The 357-nt window shown below is 70.3% G+C and carries 1 pseudogene; it reads right to left on the minus strand.

Features of this window, described 5'->3' with window-relative positions:
- Window positions 1-259, minus strand: a pseudogene (locus IEG05_RS23145) (hypothetical protein); the annotation flags it as partial.
- Window positions 260-357: the final 98 nt, after the last annotated feature.

The raw sequence follows: 357 nt of genomic DNA on the forward strand, positions 1-357 counted from the left end.
CGCGCCGCTCCGGCGGTAGATCCGGCAGCGCCATCAGCTGCGGATACAGCAGCTTGTTGAGGCGCCGATCCCGACCGCACTCGTCTCCGCGGCAGCCGCGCATCATGTCGTCCATCATGCCGCCCATCATGCCGCCCATCATGCCGCCCATGGAACCGGCCATCATGCCGCCCATGGAACCGGCCATCGATGCACCACTCGAAGCCGGCATGCTGGCAGTCGCGTCCGGGTGATGCGCGGCGTGATCGTCATCGCCCATCGGCGCGCCAGCCGGCGGCGTGGTGCCCATCGGCATACCAGCCATCGAGCCGCTGTCCCGGGCCGATGACGTGCCGGCAGCGTCCGGCTGCGCAGCCG

The organism is Stutzerimonas kunmingensis (assembly GCF_014764705.1).
In the GTDB taxonomy this organism is placed as follows: Bacteria; Pseudomonadota; Gammaproteobacteria; order Pseudomonadales; family Pseudomonadaceae; genus Stutzerimonas.